Source organism: Synechococcus sp. CCY 9618 (genome assembly GCF_019038415.1).
Taxonomy (GTDB): Bacteria; Cyanobacteriota; Cyanobacteriia; order PCC-6307; family Cyanobiaceae; genus Cyanobium.
In genome coordinates, this window is record NZ_JAFKRG010000039.1 from 1 (window position 1) to 24,512 (window position 24,512).

The 24,512-nt window shown below is 62.9% G+C and carries 24 protein-coding genes, 1 tRNA gene and 2 pseudogenes; 20 read left to right on the top strand and 7 right to left on the bottom strand.

Annotated elements, in window-relative coordinates:
• The first annotated feature begins 204 nt into the window (after positions 1-204).
• The 5 genes from KUG41_RS09055 to KUG41_RS09075 all read left to right on the top strand — a co-directional run bounded on the left by KUG41_RS09055 (position 205) and on the right by KUG41_RS09075 (position 5,733).
• Positions 205-1,878, top strand: a complete 1,674-nt coding sequence (locus KUG41_RS09055) for a hypothetical protein (protein ID WP_216903386.1) — start codon at positions 205-207, stop codon at positions 1,876-1,878.
• Between the two features lie 2 nt (positions 1,879-1,880).
• A complete protein-coding gene (locus tag KUG41_RS16115) occupies positions 1,881-2,474 on the top strand; it encodes a prepilin-type N-terminal cleavage/methylation domain-containing protein (RefSeq protein WP_216903388.1) in 594 nt (197 codons plus the stop codon).
• Positions 2,475-2,478: 4 nt separating this feature from the next.
• Positions 2,479-3,042 (top strand): GspH/FimT family pseudopilin, encoded by a 564-nt coding sequence (locus tag KUG41_RS09065; protein WP_216903390.1) that lies wholly within the window; start codon positions 2,479-2,481, stop codon positions 3,040-3,042.
• Between the two features lie 3 nt (positions 3,043-3,045).
• Positions 3,046-3,606, top strand: a complete 561-nt coding sequence (locus KUG41_RS09070; protein WP_216903392.1) for a prepilin-type N-terminal cleavage/methylation domain-containing protein — start codon at positions 3,046-3,048, stop codon at positions 3,604-3,606.
• 546 nt (positions 3,607-4,152) lie between these two features.
• A complete protein-coding gene (locus KUG41_RS09075) occupies positions 4,153-5,733 on the top strand; it encodes a methyltransferase regulatory domain-containing protein (RefSeq protein WP_371734097.1) in 1,581 nt (526 codons plus the stop codon).
• A 278-nt stretch (positions 5,734-6,011) separates the two neighbouring features.
• Here the strand turns inward: KUG41_RS09075 and KUG41_RS09080 are convergent, their stop codons facing one another.
• On the bottom strand, positions 6,012-6,632 hold the full coding sequence (locus tag KUG41_RS09080; protein WP_216903396.1) for an integrase core domain-containing protein: 621 nt from the start codon (positions 6,630-6,632) through the stop codon (positions 6,012-6,014).
• A gap of 348 nt (positions 6,633-6,980) precedes the next feature.
• Between KUG41_RS09080 and KUG41_RS16120 the strand changes: the two are divergent.
• Positions 6,981-7,328, top strand: a pseudogene (locus KUG41_RS16120) (PIN domain-containing protein); the annotation flags it as partial.
• A 96-nt stretch (positions 7,329-7,424) separates the two neighbouring features.
• Here the strand turns inward: KUG41_RS16120 and lepA are convergent.
• Both lepA and KUG41_RS09095 read right to left on the bottom strand, forming a co-directional pair.
• Positions 7,425-9,233 (bottom strand): translation elongation factor 4, encoded by a 1,809-nt coding sequence (gene lepA / locus KUG41_RS09090; RefSeq protein ID WP_216903405.1) that lies wholly within the window; start codon positions 9,231-9,233, stop codon positions 7,425-7,427.
• A gap of 76 nt (positions 9,234-9,309) precedes the next feature.
• Entirely contained in the window at positions 9,310-10,905 is a 1,596-nt protein-coding gene (locus KUG41_RS09095; protein ID WP_216903409.1) for a class I SAM-dependent methyltransferase, read from the bottom strand.
• Between the two features lie 223 nt (positions 10,906-11,128).
• Between KUG41_RS09095 and KUG41_RS09100 the strand changes: the two genes are divergently transcribed.
• On the top strand, positions 11,129-11,428 hold the full coding sequence (locus KUG41_RS09100) for a NifU family protein (RefSeq protein ID WP_216903411.1): 300 nt from the start codon (positions 11,129-11,131) through the stop codon (positions 11,426-11,428).
• 48 nt (positions 11,429-11,476) lie between these two features.
• A complete protein-coding gene (gene serS / locus KUG41_RS09105; protein WP_216903413.1) occupies positions 11,477-12,769 on the top strand; it encodes a serine--tRNA ligase in 1,293 nt (430 codons plus the stop codon).
• Here the strand turns inward: serS and KUG41_RS09110 are convergent.
• Positions 12,736-13,176 (bottom strand): PilZ domain-containing protein, encoded by a 441-nt coding sequence (locus KUG41_RS09110; protein WP_216903415.1) that lies wholly within the window; start codon positions 13,174-13,176, stop codon positions 12,736-12,738. The two genes, serS and KUG41_RS09110, sit on opposite strands and share 34 nt — an antisense overlap.
• Positions 13,177-13,260: 84 nt before the next feature.
• Here KUG41_RS09110 and rseP point away from each other — a divergent pair, with 84 nt between their 5' ends.
• The 4 genes from rseP (at position 13,261) to KUG41_RS09130 (ending at position 17,596) form a co-directional block, all read left to right on the top strand.
• A complete protein-coding gene (gene rseP / locus KUG41_RS09115) occupies positions 13,261-14,349 on the top strand; it encodes an RIP metalloprotease RseP (protein WP_216903417.1) in 1,089 nt (362 codons plus the stop codon).
• A 1-nt stretch (position 14,350) separates the two neighbouring features.
• Positions 14,351-14,998, top strand: coding sequence for an endonuclease III (gene nth / locus KUG41_RS09120; protein ID WP_216903419.1), 648 nt, complete (start codon positions 14,351-14,353; stop codon positions 14,996-14,998).
• A 35-nt stretch (positions 14,999-15,033) separates the two neighbouring features.
• Positions 15,034-15,336 carry a 30S ribosomal protein S14 gene (rpsN, locus tag KUG41_RS09125; protein ID WP_216903421.1) on the top strand — a complete coding sequence of 101 codons (303 nt, stop codon included), beginning with the start codon at positions 15,034-15,036 and terminating at the stop codon, positions 15,334-15,336.
• A 130-nt stretch (positions 15,337-15,466) separates the two neighbouring features.
• Entirely contained in the window at positions 15,467-17,596 is a 2,130-nt protein-coding gene (locus KUG41_RS09130; protein ID WP_216903423.1) for a polyribonucleotide nucleotidyltransferase, read from the top strand.
• Between the two features lie 73 nt (positions 17,597-17,669).
• Here the strand turns inward: KUG41_RS09130 and KUG41_RS09135 are convergent, their stop codons facing one another.
• Positions 17,670-18,599: a 3'(2'),5'-bisphosphate nucleotidase CysQ gene (locus KUG41_RS09135; RefSeq protein WP_216903425.1), complete on the bottom strand. Its 930-nt coding sequence runs from the start codon at positions 18,597-18,599 to the stop codon at positions 17,670-17,672.
• On the opposite strand from KUG41_RS09135, the gene rsmI reads away from it, so the two are divergent.
• Both rsmI and KUG41_RS09145 read left to right on the top strand, forming a co-directional pair.
• The gene (gene rsmI / locus KUG41_RS09140) at positions 18,598-19,506 is read left to right on the top strand and encodes a 16S rRNA (cytidine(1402)-2'-O)-methyltransferase (protein ID WP_216903427.1); all 909 of its coding nucleotides are present in this window, start codon (positions 18,598-18,600) and stop codon (positions 19,504-19,506) included. The two genes, KUG41_RS09135 and rsmI, sit on opposite strands and share 2 nt — an antisense overlap.
• Before the next feature lie 39 nt (positions 19,507-19,545).
• Complete coding sequence (locus KUG41_RS09145) at positions 19,546-19,785, top strand: hypothetical protein (protein ID WP_216903428.1); 240 nt, start codon at positions 19,546-19,548, stop codon at positions 19,783-19,785.
• Positions 19,786-19,794: 9 nt separating this feature from the next.
• Here the strand turns inward: KUG41_RS09145 and KUG41_RS09150 are convergent, their stop codons facing one another.
• Complete coding sequence (locus KUG41_RS09150) at positions 19,795-20,676, bottom strand: helix-turn-helix domain-containing protein (RefSeq protein ID WP_216903430.1); 882 nt, start codon at positions 20,674-20,676, stop codon at positions 19,795-19,797.
• 84 nt (positions 20,677-20,760) lie between these two features.
• Here KUG41_RS09150 and KUG41_RS09155 point away from each other — a divergent pair.
• The 6 genes from KUG41_RS09155 to KUG41_RS15605 all read left to right on the top strand — a co-directional run bounded on the left by KUG41_RS09155 (position 20,761) and on the right by KUG41_RS15605 (position 24,247).
• A tRNA-Arg gene (locus KUG41_RS09155) sits at positions 20,761-20,834 on the top strand.
• A 197-nt stretch (positions 20,835-21,031) separates the two neighbouring features.
• Entirely contained in the window at positions 21,032-21,193 is a 162-nt protein-coding gene (locus KUG41_RS09160; protein ID WP_216903432.1) for a hypothetical protein, read from the top strand.
• An 89-nt stretch (positions 21,194-21,282) separates the two neighbouring features.
• Positions 21,283-21,903 carry a DUF3598 family protein gene (locus KUG41_RS09165; protein WP_216903434.1) on the top strand — a complete coding sequence of 207 codons (621 nt, stop codon included), beginning with the start codon at positions 21,283-21,285 and terminating at the stop codon, positions 21,901-21,903.
• Positions 21,903-22,817, top strand: coding sequence for a histone deacetylase (locus KUG41_RS09170; RefSeq protein ID WP_216903436.1), 915 nt, complete (start codon positions 21,903-21,905; stop codon positions 22,815-22,817). Before KUG41_RS09165 ends, KUG41_RS09170 begins: the two co-directional genes overlap by 1 nt.
• A gap of 98 nt (positions 22,818-22,915) precedes the next feature.
• On the top strand, positions 22,916-23,347 hold the full coding sequence (locus KUG41_RS09175; RefSeq protein ID WP_216903438.1) for a hypothetical protein: 432 nt from the start codon (positions 22,916-22,918) through the stop codon (positions 23,345-23,347).
• Between the two features lie 561 nt (positions 23,348-23,908).
• Positions 23,909-24,247, top strand: a complete 339-nt coding sequence (locus KUG41_RS15605) for a PilZ domain-containing protein (RefSeq protein ID WP_256438927.1) — start codon at positions 23,909-23,911, stop codon at positions 24,245-24,247.
• A gap of 119 nt (positions 24,248-24,366) precedes the next feature.
• Here KUG41_RS15605 and KUG41_RS09185 read toward each other — a convergent pair.
• Positions 24,367-24,512 (bottom strand): annotated as a pseudogene (locus KUG41_RS09185) (photosystem II q(b) protein); the annotation flags it as partial.

Below are 24,512 nucleotides of genomic sequence, written 5' to 3' on the forward strand. Positions count from 1 at the left end.
TGCATGGGGGGTGAGGTCTGGGGCTGTTGGGTCGCACCACAACCCTGTCGGCCTCACACCCCTTTGTCAGCCGGAACAACCTGGTGGCACTACACAATTAAGGCAAAGGCCTTGACAGACCGGCAAACTTTGGACCAAAGGGGGAGTATAGTTGGTAAGTAGCTCTCAAGCCCCAGGAGGAAGGCAGATCACATGACCCACCGGATGCTGCTCGAACTTCTTGTTGGCAAGTCCGCGAAGCATTCAACAGAACAGAAGCTCTCAGAGGATGACGGCTTTTCATTTTTGGCTGTCCTGTTTGTAGTCCTCGTTCTTACGCTTGGCACTCTGGCCGTTGCCAACCGCAATAGCCTAGGCTCACTAGGCTCTGCCTATCAAAGCCAAGGGCGTATCGCCCGTGCCGCAGCGGAGACAGGGATGGCACAACTAGTAAGTGAACTCAACCGGCCCCGTAATCGGCCCCTGCTTGTCAACGCTGAATCACTCAACTTACGAACAGTTTCTGCGATTCAGACTGCACCACCGGGAACTTTTTCCACACAAAGCTTGCAGGGCAATGCCGCTCTTAATCCAGATCTCTCGGCAACCTTTGGATCAGGCACATTAGCCAGCCAACTCATTAGTGTCGGCGATGGCAGCCAACAAAGATGGCAAGTAAAAAGTATATCAACATCCGACCCAACTCTTAATTCGGCACGCAAGAACGTTACGTCGTCAAGCTTTGGAGTTGTCAACACTGGAAACTTTACTGTTTCAGTCGGTTCAAGTACGATTCCAGCGCGTACTGGCGAGATCACGTTTACGGTTGAAGGCTATGCCTACCAAGGAGGCAACAAAGTAGCCACAGCAACACTCAGGAAGACATTTGAAGTTGTACCTAAATGCCAAGATAGAAGCCTAAATGGCTACAATTCAGTGTGGGGAAATGACACGAGGAAATGCGCCCTCGGACTCGGCCTTTTGTTTCTTGCGGGTGCGGCAAACAACGGAACTGGCACTTTCGATGTCACAGGAAATGCTACCAAGCTCAATGTTACGCCTACCTGCATCACCCCCACAGGAACATGCACCCCATTTGATTTAACATATAATCCCATTGTCTATACGCCGCCAGCCGTTGACCGAGCGCTACCACTCTTAACCACAAGTCTTCAGAATGTCGTCAATAAATGCCAAAGGTCATCCGCAACCTACCTTGGAAACGCAACATGCAATTTCACAAACACTGAAGATTACAATAAGACCTCACCATTAAGTACCAACAATTTCGCGTCATGGCCTTTAGCGCTAAGGAATATCTGTGCGCAGGAAACAATTAGCGGCAAGTTAATTACTGTTTGCAGCTTCAATAGATTAACTAACTCAAGCAATCTGCGTTTTGACACTGCGGGTGGACCAATTCGCTTCTTTTTCCCGAACCCAGACATTAATGCCACGACTCCAACCGTGACCAATGGAAGCGGAAATAATAGTATTTCCCAGATCAACACAACAACCTCTGCCCCTGTGGCAGGCGATTTTGCTTGGTTCGGGTGCAACGTAACCCAATGCCCCACCATGCCCTTTACCAATGGAAAATCACCCAACGAACAAGTGTACGCGCAGAAGTTTGACATCAACGTAGGCAACGGATCTTTCGGTCCCGGGTTTACATATTTCCCCTATGGTCTTCTCTTTGCAGGAGGCTCTGGTGGTTTCCTAGGAGCTGCTTGGCAAAACGGCTTTGACACACAAGGGAGTACAACTTTGAATGGAACTCAAGCAGACCTCGATAGCATCGCTGCCTTGATGGGAATCACCGGTGAGGTCGGGCAGGAGACCACCCCGCCATTGATTGATTACGTTTTACGCTCTGTCAGAGAGTTTAGATTCTTCTAGCTATGGCTTACCTTCCTGCTTTTACTCGAGCCAAGGGTCTTCGGCTATATCGTGCGTCTAACGTTAGAGGCTTTACGCTGATAGAATTGTTGGCATCCACATTGGTTTTAGTCATCGCCGTAGCAGGAACAGCCAACCTCTTCATCCGATCCAACCAAGTATCCGCCTCAACAAATCGACGGTTTTCGCTTCAAGCGCTGGTTGATCAAGACCTTGCCAGCATCCAGCGCTTGAATGATCGCTACACATGTGTCAGCGGAACGGCATGTGTAATTGCATCCGGAGATCCTACAAAAACAGGCTATTTTCCCGACGCTACCAATGCGACGTCCGTAGCTTTTTTTGTTAATCGTTGCAATTACAGCTCTGGAGACTTAGTTACAGGCCTTAAGGCCTTGATCAACTCAAATGTACCATCGCCTACTGGTGTTGCACGAGAAATCGAAACGGATGGCGACGATGGGGCTACTAACACAACCCAACGAGGAGCTCATCGATACAGAGTCAATTATCGCTTTATCAATCCTACTACTACAGAAGAAGAGTTCTTACGCTCAGTAGAGTTTGTCCCTACAGCAGTGTCATGGTGCCCTTAATGCTATGAAACCAAAGTTTCGTGGATTCACGTTAACTGAATTGATGGTTGTGGTTGCCCTTATCGGCATCCTTTCTGCAGTTTCCATCACTGTCTCAGGGATAGAGTGGCGAAGAGAGCGCGTCAACACAGTGGCAAGCGAGTTGGCCGGCTGGCTGCAGGCTGTGAGACGCGCGGCCATTAAAGGCTCAGTGACGTTGCCGCAATCCAGTTGTAATGTAAACATTTCAACAGGCACGATTACTGCAGGCAGCCCAGCATTTGCCACCATTACGAATGCAGCAGACTGCGGGACCACTCAATCTCTTCAAGTCACCGCCCTCTCAGGTTCAGACTCTTACACAATCACAACCTCGGGACCAACCCAGTTCAAGTTCACACCACGAGGAACTGTCAATTCGGCTGGCACAAATGTGCAAATGACCACGCCAATTGTGCTTGCCGTCAGCATGAATGGTGCTGGGCCTACGCGCTGTGTTCGGATTTCACCTGGCTTGGGATTAATTACAATCGGTTCAAGCAACGGCATTACTTCTGGTGCGTGCGACAACTTCGGAGTTCGATTCTGAACCATGAAAGGCTTTTACTATGCTAACAAAGAAAGACGGCGAAGCTCATTCCAACATTTAACCTCCATTTCTGGCGGCTTTACCATTGTTGAACTCATCGTTGTTTCGGCTATTGGTGCGGTGATCCTTTTTGCCGCAACTACATCGTTGATTCCCCAGATTCGAACCAGCACCAATCAATTGATCATCCGGTCCCTGAACGATGAATGGGGCATGATCAACTTCTTCCTTGATTCAGAGATTAGTGAGGCTTCATGTGCATCTTCCAGTGGATCTACATTAAGCCTATTTAGCACCTTTGATTGTTCGGGTACGGCGTTGATCACCTACAGCTTGGCAGGCTCAACACTTTCTCGCACTGGACCACCCATCAACGATAACGGTTCATTAGGTACGGGCTCAGTGACATCAGTGCTTTCTGAGAATGTAACTGCATTCACCCCAAACACCTCAACGGCACCCGCATCAAGCCGACAACCGTTCTACACCGTTACTTTGTCATCAAGTGGTTTGGAATACACCGGGCTAGCGAGTTCGGCACGAATGAGATTGTCCGAGTTCTAATTCAGCACTGCATACAATGTCAAATCGATTCTCCAAGTTTCTTTCTCTTTTTCTAGTTCTTTTCTTACAGGCTTGCCAGCAACCCACAAGGCAATCAACGGCATCTGAGAGGGAGCGCTGTAGGGCTCAAGCAGAAAATGAGTTCACAACTAATGAAAGCGAGAAGTCATATGCTAATTGTCTTCAGGAAATGCGTAAGAAGCCGACCCAAGCCGTTCCAGCATCCCCTGCGCCATCAGAGCCTTCAGTCCAGCCTGGAACCCCTACTGCAAGGATTGGCCAAGAGCGCTACATCTATTGCGTGCTACATCAACAAGAGACAATTGATCTATCCAAGCAACTAGACAAGGCGACCTCTATGGTTCTACAGGCTTCAACAAGGCCTGGATCAAGTACAAATGAGTTAGCTAGTGCCGAAATCGCACATACTGCGCTGATTAAACGACTCGAACAGCTAATACCGACAGAATACCGTAATGGATTGCCGTTGATTCCCGATGCCCTAACCGCGTTCTCCAAGTGCGATAAGGAGGCACTCAAGTGAACGTGCCTTGGAGCCATGGATACTGTGTCTCAACAAGCTACACGAGCGACTACTATAGAGAGCTGGCACCAAACTGGCTTGACCTTGCTGTCTTACTGAAGGGGTTACGGCCTCCAAGAGAAATAGAAGGTAGTCCGTTTCAGTATTTAGAGCTTGGCTGCGGGACAGGTCTAGGTCTTTGCCTTCTTGCCGGAGCGTATCCTGAAGGTCAGTTTGTGGGGGTTGATTTCCAGCCAGACCACATCGTACAAGCACTGGGGCTGGCCCGCCAATTGGGTCTTAAGAACATCCACTTTCTTGAAGCGGACTTTCTGGAACTGGATAAGAATCCGCAGATGCTTAAAACTTCAGACTCACCCACACGAGAGTTTCATTACATTGTTGCCCACGGAGTTCTTAGTTGGCTATCTGTACAAGTTCAGCAGGCTCTGCTGAACATTGTCTCAAAGTCAATCGCTCTAGGAGGAGTCTTCTACTGCTCATACAATACGTATCCAGGCTGGCTAGCCATGTCAAACTTTCAGCACATGGTAAGCCTTGAACGCCAAAGATACGCGGATTCTGATCTAGGGTCTGCTCTCTCAGCTGCAAGAACCAATCTAATTAGCCTACTTGGGAGTCAAGAATCGCCTTTAGCACTGTTACAGTCTTCTCCAAGGCTATTCGATGAACTTCAGTCCATTGCAAGATTTTCGGCCACATACTTGGCCCATGAGTATGCATGTGAACACTGGGCGCCACTTCGTGTTGCTGACATGCATAAGTTATGCACAGAGCACAAGCTGAGATTCATTTCGTCAGCTACGTTGCCAGAGATTTTCGATGATTTAGTCGCTGATCAACTAAAGCCCACTATACTTAATGAAACAGATCCAATCATTAGACAAACATTGCTAGATTTTGCCACTAACAAGTACTTTAGGCGTGATATTTTTGTTCGTGGCATAGAAGTTATGACCCCATCTTATGCCACACAACTTCTTGGAGGGTTGCGGTTTCGCCTTCTCGAAGCACCAAGGGTTGAGGCTTATCGCTTCCCCACCTGCTTTGGCGAAATCCTAGGACATTTCGATGGCTGCCATTCAATTGAACTGGCATTGGAGGGCGGCCCTGGCTTTCTCTCAGATATTCAGACCTCCACTGGGGAAGCCATGGGTGATCTCCTTCGTGCCCTTGCCCTCCTCGTCCATGTCAACCGCATCGGGATTGATCGTGGAGACGCGGCAAATCAAGCCAGAGAGTCTAGTCAGCAGATCAATCAGTTCATCACCACACAGATGCAAGAAGGACAATCCTATTCATGGCTCGTTGCACCAAATATCGGCACCTGTGTAAGCTTCAACCTGGTAGAATTAATTTGTATGCAAGCACTCAGTGATGGCCTGAAAGGCGATGTTCTCACCGCTTTTGTGCTTATGGGTCTATCTGGTTTAGGGATTGAATTAACTCGACCAACTAAGGAGCCGATTTCTGACGCCTCCGAGCAGCGTAACCTCATAGAATCCCTTGTAGAAAATCTTGCATCTCACCGGATCCCGACTCTCCATTCTCTTGGGGTCTTTCCATCTAATAGCAAAGATTAGTGGAAGATTCAGTGATTCCGATTTGGCAACATTAGGCTTGTTTTTTGAATAATATCAGCTGGTAAGCCATTGATGATGAGAGGCGCCTTCAAGGTGCAAATGATAAGCCGTTTAGGCGAGCCAATGCATTGATGGTTTGAGTCATTTTACAAGCATGGCCATAAGGCTCATGGCGGACCTGATGAGCAGCTTCGTGCACCTAGGTATCTGTACAAACACATAGCCTATGTATACAATGACGGCAACTTTCAGGGAAGGTGTCACTCCTCTGCTGCCATTCAGGCGGCCTTGATTAATGGTAGCGCCAGGATCGGTTCTGGGCCCTCTGGCGGCTTGGTGATCCACACGTCTACCGGTTGATCCCAGCAGCGGATGTGTCGGCTCCAGCGTGTTGGAAAGGCTTGACAGGCTTTCTCGTAGTCATCAGAGTGCTGCTTGCAGATCGCCGAGGCGGCAACGCTGTGGCGCTGATGGGGCGTCACGAATTTGGTGCCGCTGTGCCGGTGCCGGTGGTTGTACCAATCCACAAACATCGCTAACCACTCGCATGCCTCGCCTTTGCCGCCAAACGGCCGGCTGGGGTAGTCGGGATGGTGTATGACCATTCGGAACAGGGATTCCGAGTAAGGGTTGTCGTTGGAGACCCTCGGTTTGGAGAAGGATCTGAGCACTCCCATCTCCTCCAGCCGTGTTTCCAGCGTGGCCCCACGCATTGCATCGCCGTTGTCGGCGTGGAGGATCAGTGGCGGCTGCTGGCACTGGTAGCTGCCAAAGCCGCTGGGCCGGCGGTAGCGCTCCTTGAGACAGTCTCGCTGCAACAACTCAGCCGCGATGTCAGCCAGCTCCACCTCGGCAAAATCCCAGACCACCACCTTGCGGCTACAGACGTCGGCCACCATATAGAGTTACAGCCACACATCCCGCTGTCCGACGACAATCTTGTTTATGCAAAGCGGCCGCCTACATAGTTGACACCTGGCAGGCAAGGGAGTGCCCGGGGAGAACGGCAGCAACAGTCGCTCTCAACTCTGCCATCAACGAGGGGAGAGAAGCCCGCCCTGCTTACCGCCGATCTGCTCCAGCAACGGTATGAACGCCATCCCAGTCACCCGTGCTACACGGATCCTGTGTCGCTTGAGTGGATGGCCAACCTCACCCTCACCCGCTAGGTCGAGGCCCGCAGCCGCCTCCTGCGACAGCTCCAGTGCTGAACCCTGGACCCGGAAGTTGCTCCATGACCGCCCCTGATGCGCGACTTCATCGACACCAACCTGCGGGCTTACCGATTGGACCAGCGGGAACCCGTGAAATCCAGGCGAATCTCCTCCCGGCTGGCAGAGGCTGCGCGAAACCATGAAGTGGTGATCAGCAGCCAGGTACTCATCGAACTGCGATCCGTCGCCACCCGCACGTTGCGACCACCGCTCACTGATCGGCAGATCAAGGCGCTGCTGGAGGCCCTCAGCGGATTAGAGGTGGTGTACGTCGACAGCACCCTGGTGCTCGACGCCCACCAACTGGCGATCAATGAACAACTCAGCTGGTTCGATGCCTTGATCGAGGAAGCCGCCATCCGCAGCATCTGTGATGTCCTCTTTTCAGAAGACCTGAGCCACGGGCGCCGGATCGCCGGGATCACTATGTGCAATCCGTTCCAGAACGAAAAGCCTGGCTTCGTCTGGTTAGCGATCTCACTGGTTCAGCTTCAGCACGGCCATGAAGGCCTCCTGGGGCACCTCGACCCGGCCCATGGCCTTCATCCGCTTCTTGCCCTTGGCCTGCTTTTTGAGCAGCTTCTTCTTGCGGGAAATGTCGCCGCCGTAGCACTTGGCGAGCACATCCTTGCGGATGGCGCTGATGCTCTCGCTGGCGATGATGCGGCTGCCGATCGAGGCCTGGATCGGGATCTTGAACTGCTGGCGCGGGATCAGTTCCTTGAGTTTCTCCACCAGGCTCTTGCCGACGTTGTAGGCCTTGCCGCGGTGGACGATGGTGGTGAGGGGATCGGCCCGCTCGGCATTGATCAGCACGTCGAGTCGCACCAGCTCGTTGCGGCGGTAGCCGATCAGGCTGTACTCCATGGAGGCGTAGCCCTTGGTACGGCTCTTCATCTGATCGAAGAAATCCGTCACCACCTCCGCCAGTGGCATCTCGTAGTGCAGCGTCACTCGATCGGTGGTGATGTACTTCATATCGATGAACTCACCCCGGCGCTCCTGGCAGAGCTCCATCAGGGCCCCGTTGTAGACATTGGGGGTGTAGATTTCCAGCTTCACGTAGGGCTCCTCGATCGATTCCCGCTTCTGGGGATCCGGCAGGGTGGCGGGATTGTCCACCATCAAGGTGCTGCCGTCGACCATGTTCACCTGATAAATCACCGAGGGGGCCGTCACGATCAGGTCGAGGTCGTATTCCCGCTCCAGCCGCTCCTGGACGATTTCCATGTGCAGCAGGCCCAGGAAGCCGCAGCGGAAGCCGAAGCCCATGGCGCTGCTGGTCTCGGGCTCGTATTTCAGGGCCGCATCGGAAAGCTGGAGCTTGTCGAGGGCTTCGCGCAGGTCGGGGTACTGGTCGGCATCGGTGGGGAACAGGCCGCAGAACACCATCGGCTTGGCCTCGGCGTAGCCCGGCAGGGGCTCGGCCGCCGGGTTCGCCGCCAGGGTGATCGTGTCGCCGACGCGGGCATCGGCCACCGCCTTGATCGAGGCGGCCAAGTAGCCCACCTCCCCGGCATGGAGGCTCTCCACCTGGCGCTGGTCCGGCGCCATCACCCCCACCTCGTCGAGTTCGATGGTCTTGCCGCTGGCCATCAGCAGCACCTTGTCCTTGCGGGCGATCACACCGCTGATCACCCGGAAGTAGACGATCACGCCCCGGTAGGGGTCGTAGTAGGAATCGAAGATCAGAGCCCGCAGGGGTTCGTTGGCCTGGTCCGGCGGCGGCGGCACCCGGTCCACCACGGCCTGGAGGATCTCCGGCACCCCCAGGCCGGTCTTGGCGGAGCAGGCGATCGCCGTGGAGGTGTCGAGGCCGATGATCGCCTCAATCTCCGCCTTGATCCGCTCGGGGTCGGCGCCGGGGAGATCGATCTTGTTGAGCACCGGGATGATCTCCAGATCGTTCTCCAGCGCCAGATACACATTGGCCAGCGTCTGGGCCTCCACTCCCTGGCTGGCATCCACCACCAGCAGGGCCCCCTCGCAGGCCAGCAGGCTGCGGCTCACCTCGTAGGAGAAATCGACGTGACCCGGCGTGTCGATCAGGTTGAGGATGTAGGTCTGCCCGTCGGCCGCCTGGTATTCCATGCGGGCGGCCTGGAGCTTGATCGTGATGCCCCGCTCCCGCTCCAGTTCCATGTTGTCGAGAAACTGGGCCTGCATGTCCCGGGCCGCGACAGTGCCGGTGTCCTGCAACAGCCGGTCGGCCAGGGTGGATTTCCCGTGGTCGATGTGGGCGATGATGCAGAAATTGCGGATCCGCTGGGCGGGAACGTCGGTCATGGGCGCCCGGAGGCTCAGCCGCGATGGGAGGTCGGGCCCGATCCTAGGCAGCGCCTCCGGAGGACCCCGGTGCGGATCAGGCTGCGGGAGAGGTGCCGCCGGGGGTGCCGATGCCGAGCCGTCGCAGCACCGGCAGCCGCCCGGCGGCGAACGACTCCCCGAACTCCCGCAGCTGACGCAGGGCCTGGTCCGGGTCCTCGATCGGGCGACCTTCGGGATCCTTCACGTTGCCGCCGGCCATGGTGATGCCCATCCACACCAGCTGGGCCCTGTCGTCCGAAGACAGGTCCGCATCGGCCACCTGCAGGAAGAAGGCCTCCAGCAGGGTGATGCTGACGGGCTGGAGCAGCACAGGCGAGAGCAGGGCGCCGATCTCCTCACCCGCCGTGATCTGGTCGAGGCACTGCTGATTGAACGCGGCAATGGACAGCCCTGACGCCTCGGGCCGGTCCGGGCCGGACAAGCTCACACCGACCACGGCCGCACCCACGAGAACGGAGAGCCTCATCAGCCCATCCTCGAGTTCCAACGAGGCCTCATCCATGAGCCAGCCCAGGCTCTGGGGTCCGTCGGCAAGGGTGCGCTTCAGTGTGCGGACGAAGCTGGGATCGACACCCAGGCCACCCAGGCCCGTGTCGAACACATCCCTGTCGTCCTCTGCTCCTGCGCAGGAGTGCAGCTGCAGTTCCGCCAGGGCCTGGCGCCGCCATGGCGGCGGCGGCGGACAGACCCCCCGGGCGAAGAGATCGCGCCGGAACGTCTGGTTGATCGCCAGATCGAGCAGCACCTCCCGCATCGGAGCATCCCCTGCCTCCATGACAAGCGCACGCCGTTCCGGATCCAGGATCGCTGGGAACATCTCCGGCAGCGTGGCCGAGCCTATGTGGCTGAGGCCATGGGCCGCACACAGCCGGTGCATGGGGCCCACGTAAAGGGGTTGATGGGCCGACTGGTATTCACCCACCAGATAGGACTCCGGCATCGGCTGAAGTCGCTCCACCAAGACTCTGAGTCCTGGAAGTTCCTGGCCGAGGGGCCAGGCGTTGTCCTCCGTGCCCGTGCATCTGAACAGGGTCTCCGCGGCCTTGCGAATGCCGGCCAGGGAGGTGCTGCCCCCGGCACGCAGGGCTTCCTCCACACTCAGCATCTGCAGGGTGCTGCGTGACAGCCAGCCCGGATAGGTGTTGTAAGAGCAGTAGAAGATCCCCCCCGGGCGCAGCAGACACCCAGCCGCGGCGATGAGGGCCTGCCTCACCTCGGGCCCCACCCAGCTCGCCAGCCCATGGGCGACCACGATGTCGTACGACTCCGGCCAGCCCCGGCACGGTCCCGTGCTGGGCAGCCCCTCGGCGAAGGTCGTCAGATCGGCCAGAGCGAAATGGACATTGCCCAGGCCCAGAGCCTCAGCCCTGGCGCTGGCAGCGGCGATGTGGGTCGGGTTCAGGTCCACCCCGTAGAAGCTGGCCTGGGGGTGGGCGGCGGCGTTGAACAGCAGATTCAACCCATGACCGCAGCCCAGATCGAGATAATGGAAGCCCGAGTCGATCAGGGCGGGATCAAGCCGGTGCCGTCCCCCCAGAAGCGTGGCCAGCAAGAGCCAGGACACGGAAAGCTCCCGGTGAAGGAAGGCCCCGTAGGTCTTCTCGATGGGATAGGCGGGCGCGACATCCATTCCCACGTGGCAGGCACTGTGCGCGCAGGATGCCTCAGGAACAGGCCGCTGCCACTGTCATGGGCCGAACGTCAGCCCCAGCCTTGCCTCTGGACTGAACGGAGGCCCGGTCCCGTTTGTGCCACTTGTCCCCGTCTGCTGCTCGACACCCACCTGGTGCTCTGGTGGCTCGTCTGATCCGGCTGAGGGCTTCCTAAGCTTCGCGCAGATGCCTGCTTTCCCCATGTCCACCGACACCACCACCACACTGGAAACCGACGGCGGCGCCGCTGCCGCCCTCGAAAGTGATCCCCGTGCCCTCACCATCGAGAACGTGGAGCGGGTGCTCGACGAGCTGCGTCCCTACCTGATGGCCGATGGCGGCAACGTGGAGATCGTCGAAATTGACGGCCCTGTGGTGAAGGTGCGCCTGCAGGGCGCCTGCGGCTCCTGCCCCAGCAGCACCATGACCCTGAAGATGGGCATCGAGCGCAAGCTGCGCGAGTCGATCCCGGAGGTCAGTGAAGTGGTGCAGGTGCTCTGAGGCCCGGCTCCCTGAGCCCTAATCTGCGCCCCATCTGCCCTGGGCTCCGTGCTGGATCAGCGCCTCCTGCGTGACAACCCCGCGCAGATCGTCGAAGGCCTGAGCCGCCGTGGCATGGACGTGGATCTGGAGGGGTCCCAGCAACTGGCGCAACGGGCCCGCGATCTCGAACAGCAGCGCAGCGAACTGCAGGCGGAAGGCAACCGTATCGGCCGTCAGGTGGGCGAACGCATCAAAGCCGGAGCCACGCCGGGGGGTGAAGAGGTGAAAGCCCTGCGGGACGAGGGCAATCGCATCAAGCACCGGGTGGCAGAGCTGGAGGAGCAGGAGCGGGGACTGGAGCAGCAGCTCCGGGAGCAGCTTCTGGGACTGCCCAATCTGCCGTCGCCCCTCTGCCCCGATGGCCGCAGCGAGGCCGACAACGTGGAGGTGAAGCGCTGGGGGGAGCCCCGCCTCGGCACCCTGGCCTCCGGGAAGCCGCTGCAGGAGCACTGGCAGATCGCCGAGGGGCTCGGGATCGTGGATACGGAGCGCTCCGTGCGGATCGCCCAGAGCCGCTTCGTGACCCTGCTCGGGCAGGGGGCCCGGCTGGAGCGCGCCCTGATCAGCTTCATGCTCGATCGCCACACCGCCCGGGGCTACACCGAGGTGCTGCCGCCGATCCTGGTGAACAGCGCCAGCCTCACCGGCTCAGGCCAGCTGCCGAAATTCGCCGAGGAGAGCTTCCGCTGCGCCGACGACGACCTCTGGCTGACCCCCACCGCCGAGGTGCCGATCACCTCCCTGCACCGCGGCGAGGTGCTGGCGGAAGGGACGCTTCCCCTGAAATACGTCGCCTACACCCCGTGCTTCCGGCGGGAAGCGGGCTCCTACGGGCGGGACACCCGCGGCCTGATCCGACTGCACCAGTTCAACAAGGTGGAGCTCTACTGGTTCTGCCATCCCCAGGAATCGGAGCAGGCCCATGAACAGCTGACCACCGATGCCGAGGGGGTGCTGGAAGCGCTGGACCTTCCCTACCGGCGCATCGAACTGTGCACCGCTGACCTGGGGTTCTCCGCCAGCCGCACCTACGACCTGGAGGTCTGGCTGGCCGGAGCCGCCACCTATCGGGAGATCTCCAGCTGCAGCACCTGCGGCGATTTCCAGGCACGACGGGCGGGTATCCGCTTCCGGGACGGGGGGAAGACGCGGCTGCTGCACACGCTCAACGGCAGCGGGCTGGCCGTCGGGCGCACCATGGCCGCCCTGCTGGAGAGCGGCCAGCAGGACGACGGCAGCGTGGTGTTGCCTGAGGCCCTGGTGCCCTATTTCGGCGCTGATCGGATCGTCAGGGACTGATCCAGATACTCATCGAGCATGGTTCCCGGCAGCAGCGGCCCCTGCAGGAAGCGCAGACCGATCTGGGAGTTGTAGGCGGTTGGCTTCACCCACTCCACGCGGGATGGAAGGGACAGCTTCTGCTGACGTTCAGCATCGCTGAACTCCACGGTCACCTCCTCCGCCGCAGCAACATCGATGCCGCCGCGGCGGATCACGCAGACTCCCGCGCGGCTGATGTCGGTCACGCTGACATGGACGATGCGACCGGAAAGGGTTCGCATGCTGGCTGAAACGCCCGCCGGCAGCACATGGCGGACGGAAGCCCTCCTGTCTTCGGCGTTCGACTCCGGTGCGGGGACGTCTTCAGGCACAGCCTCTGGCACGCAACAGGTCACCGGATCAGGCCGGAGCTTATCGGTGCCCACCCGCCCTGTCATCACGCCGCCGGCGGTGCCGCCCCGGTGACGGGACGTCTCCCTCAGAATGACGCAAAGGATCCACGAGGCTGAATGGGCGTTCTCACGGCACTGGCGATCCTGGCGGGGCTGATCCTTGTCCACGAAGCGGGCCACTTCTTCGCGGCCACCTGGCAGGGCATCCGGGTCAGCGGCTTCTCGATCGGGTTCGGTCCGGCCCTGATCGAGCGGCGCCGTCGCGGGGTGCTGTTCGCCCTGCGTGCCATCCCCCTGGGTGGGTTCGTGGCCTTCCCCGACGACGACGAGGAGAGCGCCATCCCCGCCGACGATCCCGATCTGATGGGCAACCGCCCCCTGGCCCAGCGGGCCCTGGTGATCGCCGCCGGCGTGATCGCCAACCTGCTGCTGGCCTGGAGCGTGCTGCTCGCCCAGGGCCTGGTGCTGGGCATCCCCTCCGGCTTCAGCACCACGCCGGGTGTGGTGGTGGCGGCCGTGCAGGCGGGCCAGGCGGCTGCCGCCTCGGGCCTGCGTCCGGGGGATCGCATCGTGGCGGTCGACGGAGCCCCGCTGGCCGGCGGCCAGGATGCGGTCATGGCCCTGGTGGAACGCATCAAGGACGCTCCCGGCCGCACCCTGCGCCTGCAGGCCGACCGCAACGGCGCCACAGTGACCCTGCCGCTCACCCCCGCCGCCAGCGGCGGCATCGGCCGCATCGGCGCCCAGCTCCAGCCCAACGGCAACGAGGCCTACCGTGCCCCGAAGGGCCCGCTGGAGCCCATCCGCCAGGCCAACCATGATTTCGCCCTGCTCACCGTCCGCACGGTGGAGGGCTTCGGCACCCTGCTCACCCACTTCGGCGAAACCGCCTCCCAGGTGTCGGGGCCGGTGAAGATCGTCGAGATGGGGGCGTCCCTGGCCAGCCAGGGGGGCAGCAGCCTGTTCCTCTACACGGCCCTGATCTCGATCAATCTGGCCGTGCTCAACGCCCTGCCCCTGCCCCTGCTCGATGGCGGCCAGTTCCTGCTGCTGCTGCTTGAGGGCGTCCGGGGCCGGCCCCTGCCCGACCGCTTCCAGATGGCCTTCATGCAGTCGGGCTTCGTGTTTCTGGTGGGCCTGTCCCTGGTGCTGATCGTCAAGGACACCAGCCAGCTGCCGGTCATCCAGCAGCTGCTCAGCCGCTGAGGTGCCCCGCTTCCCCAGCGCCCGGACCCGGGCCCCGCAGATCCTCGAACGGCTGGGGGCGCTCTATCCCCACGCCACCTGCTCCCTCGACTGGCGCACTCCCTACGAGCTGCTGGTGGCCACCATGCTCTCCGCCCAGTGCACCGACGAACGGGTCAACAAGGTGACCCCGGCCCTGTTCGAGCGCTTCCCCGATGCCGCCGCCGCCGCCGCCGTCGAAAGCACGGCTGTGGAGCCCTATGTGCAGTCGACGGGCTTCTTCCGCAACAAGGCGAAAAATATTGTGGCTACCTCGCGGCTGCTGATGGAACACCACGGGGGCGTGGTGCCCGCCTCGATGGAGGAGCTGCTGCCCCTGCCGGGGGTGGCCCGCAAGACCGCCAACGTGGTGCTGGCCCATGCCTTCGGCATCAACGCCGGCGTCACGGTGGACACCCACGTGAAGCGACTGGCCAACCGGCTTGGCCTCACCCGCCACGCCGACCCGAAAAAGATCGAACCCGATCTGATGAAGCTGGTGCCCCGGCCCGAGTGGGAGAACCTCTCGATCCGGCTGATCTTCCACGGGCGGGCCGTGTGCGTGGCCCGCAAGCCCCGCTGCCAGGGCTGCGGCCTGGCCGATCTCTGCCCGAGTCACCTGGAGAGCTAAGGTGAAACGCTCAGTGTTTCCCCCTCTCCGGCTGCATGGCGAAGAAATCGATGATCGCGCGCGACGTCAAGCGCCGCAAGATCGTGGAGCGTTTCGCGACGCGCCGTGCCGCCCTCAAGGAGGCCTTTGATTCGGCGGCCGATCCGATGGAGCGGCTGGAGATCCACCGCAAGCTGCAGTCGCTGCCCCGCAACAGCGCCCCCAGCCGCATCCGCAACCGCTGCTGGGCCACCGGCAAACCCCGCGGCTATTACCGCGATTTCGGCCTCTGCCGCAACCAGCTGCGCGAACGGGCCCACAAGGGCGAGCTGCCCGGCGTGGTCAAGTCCAGCTGGTGAGCTGAGCCCGGGATCCCCTGTCCCTCAGCGGCTTCGAGCCCCATCAGGCGCCCCGACGGGGCGCCTTCTTCATGGCGGGAGGGGGCGGATGCGAGAATGCTGCGTGACAACAAAACGGACATAACGCCCAGTGCAAGGACACACTCAGTCGATCTCCTTCGATGGTCGGGAGATCCGGCTGACCAGCGGCCGATTTGCGCCCCAGGCCGGGGGCTCGGTGATGGTGGAGTGCGGCGATACAGCAATACTCGTCACCGCCACCCGCTCCAAAGGCAGAGAAGGCATTGATTTCCTGCCCCTGATCTGCGACTACGAAGAACGCCTCTACGCCGCCGGGCGCATCCCGGGCAGTTTCTTCCGCAGGGAAGCACGGCCCCCCGAGAGGGCCATCCTCACCTGCCGCCTGATCGACAGGCCCATGCGCCCCCTGTTCCCTGGCTGGCTGCGCGACGACCTGCAGATCGTCGCCACCTGCATGTCACTCGATGAGCGGGTGCCGCCCGACGTGCTCGCCGTCACCGGGGCCTCCATGGCCACCCTGCTGGCGAAGATCCCCTTCATGGGCCCCATGGCCGCCGTGCGCGTCGGCCTGCTCGGCGACGACTTCGTGCTCAACCCCAGCTTCCGGGAGATCGAGCGCAGCGAACTCGACCTGGTGGTGGCCGGCACCCCTTCCGGGGTGGTGATGGTGGAGGCGGGCGCCAACCAGCTGCCCGAGCAGGACGTGATCGAGGCGATCGACTTCGGCTACGAGGCCGTGGGCGAACTGATCCGCGCCCAGCAGGCCCTGCTCAAGGAGCTGGGCATCGAGCAGGTGCTGCCCGAAGAACGCAGTGAAGACCCGGCCCTGCCTACCTTCCTGGAGCAGGAGTGCGCGAAGGGCATCGGTGAGGTGCTCAAGCAGTTCGAGCAGACCAAGGCCGAGCGCGACGGGAAGCTCGACGCCATCAAGGCCGAAGTGGCCGAGAAGATCGCCGCCCTTGGCAGCGACGACCCCATCAAGGTGGCCGTGGGCAGCAACAGCAAGCTGCTGGGCAACACCTACAAGGGCCTCACCAAGAAGCTGATGCGGCAGCAGATCGTCGCCGAGGGCAAGCGGGTGGATGGCCGCAACCTCGACGAGGTGCGCCCCATCCAGGCGACCGTCAGCGTGCTGCCCAAGCGGGTGCACGGCACGGGCCTGTTCCAGCGGGGCCTCACCCAGGTGCTCTCCTGCGCCACCCTCGGCACCCCCAGCGACGCCCAGGAGATGGACGATCTCAACCCCATCAGCGAGAAGACCTACCTCCACCACTACAACTTCCCCCCCTACTCGGTGGGTGAGACGCGCCCGATGCGCTCCCCCGGTCGCCGGGAGATCGGCCACGGCGCCCTGGCCGAGCGGGCCCTGATCCCCGTGCTGCCCTCCAAGGAGAGCTTCCCCTACGTGCTGCGGGTGGTGTCGGAGTGCCTCAGCTCCAACGGCTCCACCTCCATGGGCTCGGTGTGCGGCAGCACCCTGGCCCTGATGGATGCCGGCGTGCCGCTGAAGGCACCGGTGAGCGGTGCCGCCATGGGCCTGATCAAGGAAGGCGAGGAGGTGCGCATCCTCACCGACATCCAGGGCATCGAGGACTTCCTCGGCGACATGGACTTCAAGGTGGCCGGCACCGAGAAGGGCATCACCGCCCTGCAGATGGACATGAAGATCTCCGGACTGGCGGTGAAGACCGTCGCCGAAGCCATCAACCAGGCCCGCCCGGCCCGTCTGCACATCCTCGGCAAGATGCTCGAGGCCATCGACAAGCCCCGCGACACCCTCTCTCCCCACGCCCCGCGGCTGCTCAGCTTCCGCATCGATCCGGAGCTGATCGGCACGGTGATCGGCCCCGGCGGCCGCACCATCAAGGGGATCACCGAGCGCACCAACACCAAGATCGACATCGAGGACGGCGGCATCGTCACGATCGCCAGCCATGACGGCGCCGCCGCCGAGGAGGCCCAGCGCATCATCGAGGGGCTCACCCGCCGGGTCAGCGAAGGGGAGGTCTTCAACGGTTCGGTCACCCGGGTGATCCCGATCGGCGCCTTCGTGGAGATCCTCCCCGGCAAGGAGGGGATGATCCACATCTCCCAACTCTCCGAATCGCGGGTCGAGAAGGTGGAAGACGTGGTCAACGTGGGCGACCAGGTGACGGTGCGGGTGCGGGAGATCGACAACCGCGGCCGCATCAACCTCACCCTGCGGGGTGTGGAGCAGCAGGAGCCGGCGCCGGTCTGAGGTTCGGCGGCCTGAGGTTCACGGTGGCCAGGCCATGGGGCCTGGCTTTTCCTTGTCCAGCCTCGACTGACTCTCAGACCGGAAAGCCGGGGTCGATGACGGCCATGGCCGCCGCCGCCCGACGGCAGATCTCGGCATGGCGGGGCCCGTGGCTGGCGATCAGACAGCCCGCCTGGCGCACATCACCGGTGTTGTAAGCCAGGGGGCGGCCGTCGGCGTGATCAAAACCACCTCCGGCGGCCCGCAGCACCGCCTCCGGTGCGGCCATGTCCCAGTCCTTGGGCGCGCTCCTTCCCGACAGGGAGATGTAGAGATCCGCCTCGCCCCGCAGGATCGTGGCCACCTTGCCGCCCACGCTGCCGATCGCCAGGCTGCAGGCCGGTTTCAGCTCGGCCAGCAGCTGCTCCAGCCGGTCGTCCCGGTGGTTGCGACTGGCCACCAGCACCAGCTCCTCCCTGCGCGTACTCAGGGCAGGGGGGAACCGGTCTCCGGCGCGGTTCTCGCGCCAGGCGCCCCCCTGGGCGTCGGAGTCGGCGTTGAGGAGTCCGAACCAGAGCTCCTCCGGCTCCGGCAGCAGCACCACCCCCAGCACCGGCCGCCGACCGCGCACCAGGGCCAGGTGCACGGCGTACTCGCCGGTGCCCTGCAGGAAGTCCTTGGTGCCATCGAGGGGATCGAGGATCCACAGCCACTCGGCCGCCAGGGGCTGGCCCGGCACCAGCACCTCGGCGGCGGTCTCCTCGCTCAACAGCGTCCAGCCGGCCTCAGGGAAGGCCAGGGCCAGGCCATCGAGCAGCCAGCGGTTCACCGCCAGGTCCGCCGCCGAGACCGGCCCTTCGCCCCCGTGGTCCACGCTCATGGCCGGCGCAAAGCCGAAGGGGGGCTGTTCGCCGCGGGCATAGGCCCGCAGGATGTCGGCGGCACCCCAGGCCAGCCGGCGCAGCTCCGCCAGCAGGACCTCACGCCCGACGCCGTCAGGCAGAGCGAAGCAGGACGGCATCATGGTGGCTGAAAAAGGCATTGTGCAGGAACCGGTGCAGGAGAACGAACCCGCCGCCGGCGTTCTGTACCTGGTGGGAACACCCATCGGCAACCTGGACGACCTCTCCCCCCGGGCCCGCCGGGTGCTGGCCGGCGCCGATCGGGTCGCCTGCGAGGACACCCGTCGCAGCGGCCTGCTGCTGCACCATCTCGGCATCCGCGCGCCGCTGATGAGTTTCCACCGGCACAATCAGACCGCCCGGATCCCCCAGCTGCTGGCGGCTCTGGAGGCGGGCGAAGCGGTGGCCCTGATCAGCGATGCCGGCCTGCCGGGCGTGTCCGACCCCGGCCAGGAGCTGGTCGCCGCCGCCCGCGCGGCCGGCCGCCAGGTGATCTGCGTCCCCGGCCCCAGCGCCGTCACCACCGCCCTGGTGAGCAGCGGCCTGCCCAGCGGGCGCTTCTGCTTCGAGGGCTTCCTGCCCCCGAAGGGATCCTCCCGCCGCCAGCGGCTGGCGGGACTGGCCGACGAGGAACGCACGATCGTCCTGTTCGAAGCCCCCCACCGGCTGCTGGCCCTGCTGGAGGATCTTCAGGCCGTGCTCGGCGACCGCCCCCTGCAGGTGGCCCGTGAGCTCACCAAGCGCCACGAAGAACAGGTGGGGCCCACGGTGACCGCAGCCCTGGAGCACTTCCGCCGCACCCCGCCCCAGGGGGAGTGCACCCTGGTGCTGGGTGGAGCCCCCGCGGCGGCTGGACCGACCTGGGATGACGGCGCCCTGCGCCAGGAACTGGACGCCCTTGTGACCAGCGGCCTCAGCAACCGCGAGGCGGCCCGCACCCTGGCCGAGCGCAGCGGCCACAGCCGCCGGGAGCTCTACGCCCTGCTGCATCGGGAGCCCTCGGATCCGGATCCGGCCGAACCGCTCTGAAGCCGAGGCAGACTGGGCGTCGACCTCCCTGCTGCCGCCATGCTTCTGCGCCTGCGCCTGCTGATCGGCAGCCTGCTGGGCGGCACCCTGCTGCTCACCCTGCTCTGCCTGGGGGCCCAGAACCTGGAGGAGCGACCCCAGCTGTCCTTCGGCTTCGGCCGCAGCGCCCCGCTGCCGAGCGGTTTCATCGTGGGTGTGGCTCTGGTGCTGGGGGTGATCAGCGGAGGTGCCAGCACGGCCCTGCTGCTGCCCGGCGGCCCGGCCATCGATGAAAGCTGAGGCTGACCCTCAGCTCCCAGGGAGGGCGTACAGGGCCCCTTCGATCACCACCCGGCTGATGCCCTGGGCCAGCAGGTAAGGGGCGGTGCGCTCGAACACCTTGAGATCGGGCAGCTTGATGACCCGCTGGGTGCGCCCGCACTGGCGTTTGGCCTGGCGGGGATTGAGGAACACCACCAGGGCCTGGCGCTCCAGTTCCTCAGGGGGAAGACGGCCCAGCTCCGGGAATTCGCTCAGGGGCCTGGCCTGCAGCTCCACCGTCTTGTCCACAAGCATGTAGGCGCTGGCGGGCAGAGAGGCGGCCATCAGGGTCTGGAGCCGTGCTTCGCTGCCCGCTCCGTCTCCTTCCTCGACCGGGACCACGGCAATCGGCTGGAACGGATCGATCTCAGCGTCGGCGGCGTCATCGCTGCCGTCGTCGTCCGTCAGCAGGTCATCATCGTCGTCGTCACCGAAGTCGTCGGCATCCTCGATCGCCAGAACCGCCGGACCGTCCTCCTCCTCGTCCCCGTCAGCATCCCGGGCAGGGGCGGCAGCGGTCCTGCGCCTGGGGGGATCGGGCAGCCGCCGGATGTTGCGGTCGGGGTCGGGGGCCTCCGCAGGGTCGGGGCCAGGTTCTGGCTCGGTCACCGCCACGGGTCCGGCGATGGCCAGGGCCGTCTGGAGCTCCTGGGGCTGAGGGGCGTCGTCGGCCTGTGGCTGACCGCGCCGGCGCTGGCGCTGGCGCTTGAGGCGCTCGTACTCCTCGTCACCCAGGGCCATCCGCACCACGCGGGTCACGGTGTTGGGGCTGCAGCCGAGGGCTGCCGCCAGTTCCTGGCTGCTGCCACCCGCTCGGAAACGCTCCAACAGCTCGGTTTTCTGGCTGTCGCTGAGCCGGGTGGCGGCCATGGAACGGGGCAAGGGCGGTCGCTCACTGTAGGGGTGGCTACCGCAGTAGCCGCTCGGCGGAACGCTGGCACAATGCCCCAACGAGCTCCCTTAGCTCAGCTGGATAGAGCAGCTGCCTTCTAAGCAGCCGGTCGATGGTTCGAATCCATCAGGGGGCGTTGGCAGAGACGAGGCAGGTGCGACGGCAGCGTCTGATCGGACGCAGGAACTCGGCAGGGTGCGTCGCAATCGCGGCATGGCGGGCAGACCTCACCGAGATGGGGGTGAAGAAACGCCCGCTCCGCAGCTTGCGGCGGCACTGGGCAGATAGACAGGGGCGCGGGACTTGCCTGAAGACCTGACCTGGAGGCCCACCATGGAGACTCTGCGATCCCTCCCGAAGGTCCGCAAACGCGTCCGGAAGCATCGCTACAGGCTCTCGCGGCTGTCCGGGGTCAGCAATCTGTTCCACAGGGTGACCTCTGCGGAGATCATGGCGTTTCTGATCCTGGTGCTGGTCCTGATCTATCTCTTCTGACTGTTGGCGGGCTCCGCTCATCGGCTGACGGTCTGCCCCCTCGCCTGACCCGTCGCTTCCGCCAAGGTGGACATCATTGAGGGATCGTCATGACCGTGACCGCTCCACCCCGCCAGCGGCTGCTGGCAGCGAACGGCGGAATCTGGGAAGGGCTGTTCATCCGCCTCGGCACCGATGGCAGGGAAATCGAGCGCTTTCCGACCCTGCTTCGGGTGACCGACGCGAACGGAACGGTCGAAGCGGCCCTCACCTACCTCTCCACCGGGCGCACCGTACCGATGCGCTTCGACCAGCCGCCGCCGGCCATGCAGATCACCCCCGAGGGGCACTGGAGTCTGGGCATCGACCGGATGGGTCCCTGGCCCTGGATCGCAGAGCTCTGCGTGGTTCATGGTGAGCGCCGCCGCCGGGTGGTGCTGCGCCATGGGGTGAGCGCACTGGAGAGCCTCACCTATGCCCGGGAATGGCGACCCGGCATCGACGAGGTCAGCCCCGCCCCGCCACTGGTCGCCACCCGGCAGAGGCTGGATGCCGGCCATGAAATCACCAGCCGCTGGATTCCGGAGCCCGACGTGGAGGTTGCCATCACCACCTCTGGTCAGGGGTCTGTGCGGGTGAGCCTCGCCTGGTGGCCCGAACCCGACCACACCTGCCGGATCGAGCGACGCTATGCCGCCTCCGGCCTGCTCGAGCCCCAGCCTCAGGCCTGATGGGCCCGCCGCTGGTGTATCACCCGGCCTACGCGGCGCCGCTGCCCAGCGGCCACCGCTTCCCGATGCAGAAGTTCCGTCTCCTGCGCGATCGTCTGGAGCAACTGGAGCTGGCCAGCAGCGAGCGGATCCACCAGCCCCTGCCGTCACCACGCCGCTGGCTGGAGCTGGTGCATGGGCGCGACTACCACCAGGCCTTCGCCCGGGGCCTTCTGAGTACGCAGGAGGTGCGCCGCATCGGCCTGCCCGCCTCCACCCCCCTGGTGCGGCGCAGCTGGCTGGCGGTGGGGGGCACGGTGCTGACAGCACGGCTGGCCCTGTCCAGAGGGCTGGCCTGCCATCTGGCGGGTGGCACCCATCACGCCTTCCCGCTCCATGGCAGCGGCTTCTGCATCTTCAACGACTGCGCCGTGGCCGCCAGGGTGCTGCTGGCCGAGGGTCGGGTGCGCCAGGTGCTGGTGATCGATCTGGACGTGCACCAGGGGGACGGCACCGCAGCGATCTTCGCCGGCGATCCCCAGGTGTTCACCTTCTCGATGCATGGGGCCAGCAACTTCCCTCTGCGCAAACAGACAAGCGACCTCGACCTGGCCCTGGAGGACGGTGTGGAGGACGCCCCCTACCTGGCTGCGCTCGGACGGGCGCTGCCGGATCTGCTGAGCCAGGTGCGGCCCGATCTGGTGCTCTACAACGCGGGTGTGGACCCCCATCGAAACGACCGCCTCGGTCGACTCCAGCTGAGCGATGACGGGCTCTACCGACGGGACTGGATGGTACTGGAGGCCGTGCTGCGACGCCGGATTCCGGTGGCGACAGTGATCGGTGGCGGCTACGACGGCCTCGCCGCCCTGGTGGAGCGGCACACCCTGGTGGTGCGCGCCGCCCATGAACTCGCCCGCATCCACGGCCTGTGAGACCAGCCCCGGTCATGTCCGGTCACAGATGGCTCCTTAGCCGGTAAGGGGTGAGTCATGCGGCAGGGCTTTGCTTGAGGGGCAACGGAGCCTCAGCCATGATCAACCGTTCCTCCCGCCTGATCCACGCTGCCCTGGTGACAGCCTGCGGCGCAGGCATCGTCTACAACCCTGTTCAGGCGCAGTCAGCCCTGACCCTTCAATTAGGCCAGCCCGGCTACTACGGCCAGATCAATCTCGGCAACCTGGCCCCGCCCCCGGTCTATTACCGCAGGCCGCTGAGCATCAGCCCCCCCAACTCCCGCAACCGCTGGAACCAGGCCTCTTTCCAGCCTGTGTATGTGCGGGTGCCCCGGAACCAGGTCCGGGACTGGCGCCGCTACTGCGGCTCCTACCAGGCCTGCAACCGGCCGGTCTACTTCGTGCGCGACGAGTGGTACCGGAACGTCTACGCCCCCCGGGTGCGGGCCGACGCCCGCCGGGATGGCCGTGATCGCTGGCGTTCCAGCCGGCGAGGGGACTGGGATTGAGGTTGGCCTGCACCAAGGTGTCAGGCCCGACCTGAGGCCCGCCGCAGCGAAAGCGCAACGGCGGTTTTTTTCATCGCCCCGGCAACGGGGATTCAGCGGCGGCCGAGCAGGTCCTCCCAGGTGAGTGCCACAGGAGCCGTGCCCCGACGCGGCGGCCGGACCGGTAACAGGCAGCTGGGATAGGCATGGAAACCCCGCGAGGGTGCGGCAGAGGGGACGCTCGCAAGGGTTTTGGACGCCGGGCGACTGGAGTGTCTGGACATGGGACAGGGAACAAGTGGATATGGATCTCGCACCGGGGGGCTGCCGTTCCCCGTCGGGGAATCACACGCGGCAGTCGCTGTGGAACCTGGTGGACCGACCCCAGGAAGCGCGGGGCGGCTCGGTGCTGCGTCCGGCGAAGGCGGATGTCATATCCGCCGGCTTCTGCCGGACTTCGCCAGCTTAGCGGATATGCGCTTCGGCCACCCCGGTTCGCCGCGCTGGGCGGGGCGGGAAGCCTCATCTAGATTGCTGGTGCAGAGCCTGATCCCGTTCCCGGGATGGGCTGATCCAGATTCCATGTCTCAAGATCAGACGTCAGAAAGCCGCCGAGGGGAGTCCAGACACCCCGTTCCCCTCGGCGTCTCCGTCAGCCTTGTTTTGGCCTCGAAGCAGTCGGTCTTCGTCAATCTCCGGGACGTCAGCACAGCGGGGGCCTGTGTGGTGCGTCAGGGGTCGCTGGACATCAAGGAGGATGACTCCGTGGTCTTCGAAGCCCGCAACTACGACACCGGCTCGACGATCACCTTGCGTTCCAGGGTGCGCTGGCTGAGGAACACCGGCTTCAACACCTACGCGGGTCTGTCCTTCATCGACGGCAGCCTCTCCCCGAAATCCCTGCTCAAGCTCTTTTCCTGATCGGGCTGCCGGCCCGGGATTGAGGGAAATGGAGGACACAGCCTGTGCGTCAACAGGCCCGTACAAAAAAACCCCCTGCCGGAGCAGGGGGTTGAGAGGGATGGTCGGTGTAGACCGGATCAGCCGATCGCCGGAGCGGTCAGGGCCACGGGGGTGGCGCTGGCAGCGGCCAGGTCGAGCGGGAAGTTGTGCGCATTGCGCTCGTGCATCACTTCCATGCCGAGGCCGGCACGGTTGAGCACGTCGGCCCAGGTGTTGATCACCC